Origin of the sequence: Rhodococcus sp. EPR-134, from assembly GCF_001647205.1 — a bacterium.
GTDB classification, from domain to species: domain Bacteria; phylum Actinomycetota; class Actinomycetes; order Mycobacteriales; family Mycobacteriaceae; genus Rhodococcus_F; species Rhodococcus_F qingshengii.
The window spans coordinates 1-3,560 of the sequence record NZ_LVCT01000525.1; the positions used below are offsets into that span (position 1 = coordinate 1).

Here is a 3,560-nt window from a genome sequence, read left to right on the forward strand (position 1 = left end):
GTCGAGCGCGTTCTCGCCGCGAAGATGTCGAGGTTTTCCGTAGCCGAATTCGAGCATGCCAGCGGAAGCGAGGTACGCAGCTCGTTGGTCTATCGATACCAGTTGTGTTGCGTCGGAAAGTTCTTCGAGGTCCGGGATGCGGGTCCATCCGAGGGCAGGTTCGAGATCTCCGCGGGGTTCGCCGTCCAGCGGTGGGACCGGTCCACCGACAGTGACGACGATTCCTTTACCGCTGCGGGTGCGGTCGCGTTTGATCTTGTCGACGATGGCGGCGCCGGTGCGTGCGGGGGTGGGGCCGGGGAGCACGCCGAGGTGTTGTGCGCACCAGGCGAGTCGGCGTCCCAGTTCCTGCGCAGCGGGGAGGTCGTCGTCGGGGAGGTAGGTTCCGGCGGCCGGTGATCCGAGGATCCCCATGTCCCCCACGCGATTGCCCCATCCGAAGTCTTTGTTCCAGTAGGTCCACACGTAGGGTTCGATGAAAATGTCGACCATGGATGTGAAGTTCCCGGTGGTGCGGGAGAGGTGAACGACGTGGCCGGGTTCTCCGCGCAGTTCCCATCCTGCGGTCAGCATTGGGGTCAGCGTGGCGTGGAGGATCGCGGTGAGTTCTTCGGCAGCGCGGGTGCGGAGGATTTCCATGTCGTCGACATCGTCTTCGCTGCCTGGGTCGATGATCCATCCGAGCATTTCGCAGGCTTCGATTCCGACTATCCAGATCTGTGCCGGTGCGCCCAGCGGGGTGAGCGTTGCCCATCTGATGAGTTTGTCGAGTTTTTCGATGGAATCGACTGGGCCGGTGAGTGTGTGGCCAGATGGTGTGTAGGTGCCGGCTGCTGTGACAATGACGGCGTGGCCGTCTGCTGCCTCGCTGGCGGGAGGAAGGGCGGCCGGTTCGGTTGCGTCGAGTTCTGACGCCTGGGTGGGTTCCGTTTCCATTTCGTTGGAGCGCTCATCCGGAGGGGCGATGACGTCGTCGATCCGGGGGTGCTCCGCAACCCCGGAATCCGTTTCGAGACAAGCGGTGTCCTCAACGTCGAACAAAGAAGGCTGATCGGGTTCGGGAACTTCGTCCGAACGAGTAGCGGATTCTGGTGGCTCGAGCTCGAATAGCGTGAACTGCTCCCCTTTCTTCAGCGCCATGTTTCATCCTTTCCGTTCACTGTCGTCATCATTCGAGATCGAAGGCGGCGCGCACGGCTATGGACAGTGATTCCTCTTGCGCTGGAAGAAGATAACCGATGATGTTGCCGAGTGCACTGACGGGAATGGTCGTGATGTGGTCGCAACTGACCACCGCGTCGGCGGATAGTCCGTTAGCGACGCTGACGGACACCTCAGTGGACAGTCCTCGGATCTCGCCGGTGATGGGCGCTACCGTGACGGTCCCGAGGTGTGGACGGACCATCTCTCGGGTGAGTACGAGGACCGGCCGAACTGTGTCGAGCTTGGCTTCGTGAATTGGTCGCATCAGGTCGAGCCTGTTGGCTGTCGATTCACGGCGTGGTGAGCGAGGGGGCTCAAATCATGTTCGGATGTTGCGGCCGAGAGGATCTCCGCGTCTCGTGCGGCTATCTGACGGCGACGCTCCCGTTCGAGAGCGCGCAACACTAGTGAGGCTCGCGAGGCGGCGCGATGTTCCCTGACTTCGTCGTCGAGAAATTCCACGATCTCGTCCGGTAGTCGTACCGCGATCTGCGTGCTCATATGCTGATGGTACCGAAGTGGGATTCGTTTTGGTACCACCATCCCGTGCGAGTTCTGGAACCGATCATTTCAACGGGAGGCAAGGGCCGATGAAGTGCTCAGCGGCCCCGACGCGGCACACCTTGCCACGCACACGGTTTCCGCTGTCTTCATCGGTCGATCTCTGTCTGGTGTTCTTCAGTCTCAGTGACGGTCCCATCGCTGGTGACGTCTCCACGTCGGTACGGCTCGGATCGCTGAAATATTCGCTATGAGACAAAGCACTTCGGGGATTCGGCTCTCGATGTCAGGCACTTTGTCACTCCTCTCGACGACGCAACTGCTCCGCTACCGTCGAGGAATTAGCAGTACACCGTGCACACGGTTGGCGACGTCACCGCGAGGATTGAGTCCGGTTCCTCTCCCCTACTCACGACCTCGCCAGCGCGCGGACTACGCATCTGAAATCAAATACGCGTTCACTAAGTCGTCGATGCGTGAAGTGAAATCTCCAGGGTCGCCCAGTACCTGTATGACTTGAACTGCGCCGATAAATCCCGCGCACAGATTCGCGGCCAGGCGCTGGGCGGCAGAGGCGGGAAGCTGTCCGTCTGCGATCGCAGTATCGACGAGTCGGCTGACGAGTTCCACCCACTCACGGAACGCGGGTGGGGCGGTATCGAGACCTGCTTCTGTGGTAAGCCTGAGGCCGGCTCGGGCCAGGGCATCGTCGGCTATAAGCGTCGCTGAACCGTTGAAGAATGCAGCCAACTTCTCGATCGCTGGTATTGCTGATTCGTCGGTTGATTGTTGGATTCCGCCGAGCGCGGTCAACCAGTGGTTGATGAGTTCTCGCGCGATCGTTTCCTTGGAGTCGAAGTGGAAGTACACGGCTCCTTTCGTGGAGGCAGCCTCCGCAACGATGTCGTTCGTGGAGGTAGCGGCGTACCCATCGATCGAGAATGAGCGTGCAGCTGCCTTGAGGATCTTGGCCTTCGTCTCGTGCGCTCGCTGTTGTCGGGGTCGCTGGCGCGGTTCGGGCGGAACGATCACGTGGTGTCGGTCGTCTGGGTCGGTCAATGCGGGTTCCTTACCTGCAGTCTGTGGGGACTCTGCTGTGGTCAACCCCTCCATGATGATGCAATTCCTGGCGCTCGGGAACCTTGGCGTTGGCAGGTTGCGGCGCTACTCACGTTGTAGTGACGAGTTGGTCGGTGAAGTGAACATCGGAGGCTCGCATGTCGATGAGCGGCGGGTTGTCGAAGCCAGCTGCTCGGGCCGCGGTATCGAACTTTTCGTATCGGCGCCACGAGGTCGATGTTGCAACGGGAGGGTTGGACGTCTGGGCGATCATCTCCCAGGTGAGAGTCGGGTCTGCAAGCTTGCGTCGTGCGGTGTCCTTGACAGCGTCGGGCAGGTCCGATGTGGCAATGAACCATTCGAGTTCGGCGTGCGCCACCGCCTCTGCGTTCGACGGCTCCGGGTCCACTGAAGACCCCGTTTGTTCGGAGGGGCTCGGATGTGGAGCGCTTTCCCGCGCGTCATGCGTTTCTACGACGCCTAAAGAATGCTGGGCTCCTACGGCTGTTTCGTTGCGCATGACGACGCTTTGCGTAGCAACCGTACCCACACCTGCGGCAGCATTGTCGATCTCGATCTTGTAGTCGGAATATGCAATACCCGTTGCTTTGATCAGGATTCCCAGACCGTGCGTAAAGGCGAGTACGAGCACCGGCGGAATGACCGCGATCATGGCAGCAACGGCCGGGTCGAGAGGCGTGTAGCCGATGCTCTGACCTGCCGCAACGGCCTGTTGCGCAACTGTTGCGGAGTGGAACGCATGGTAGGCGTTCCCGAGGATGCTGATCGCGACCACC

General features: G+C 60.7%; 4 protein-coding genes and 1 pseudogene. All 5 read right to left on the minus strand.

Annotation, left to right across the window (positions count from 1 at the left end; all coding sequences use genetic code 11):
• Positions 1 to 1,140, minus strand: a pseudogene (locus tag A2J01_RS24040) (hypothetical protein); the annotation flags it as partial.
• Positions 1,141 to 1,168: 28 nt separating this feature from the next.
• A complete protein-coding gene (locus tag A2J01_RS24045; RefSeq protein ID WP_007733685.1) occupies positions 1,169 to 1,468 on the minus strand; it encodes a type II toxin-antitoxin system PemK/MazF family toxin in 300 nt (99 codons plus the stop codon).
• Positions 1,468 to 1,704, minus strand: a complete 237-nt coding sequence (locus A2J01_RS24050) for a YlcI/YnfO family protein (protein WP_007733686.1) — start codon at positions 1,702 to 1,704, stop codon at positions 1,468 to 1,470. Before A2J01_RS24050 ends, A2J01_RS24045 begins: the two co-directional genes overlap by 1 nt.
• Before the next feature lie 432 nt (positions 1,705 to 2,136).
• Positions 2,137 to 2,763 (minus strand): TetR/AcrR family transcriptional regulator, encoded by a 627-nt coding sequence (locus A2J01_RS24055; RefSeq protein WP_231915894.1) that lies wholly within the window; start codon positions 2,761 to 2,763, stop codon positions 2,137 to 2,139.
• 109 nt (positions 2,764 to 2,872) lie between these two features.
• Positions 2,873 to 3,560: DUF2637 domain-containing protein (locus A2J01_RS24060; protein ID WP_064113757.1), on the minus strand; the 688-nt coding region annotated here is incomplete at its 5' end.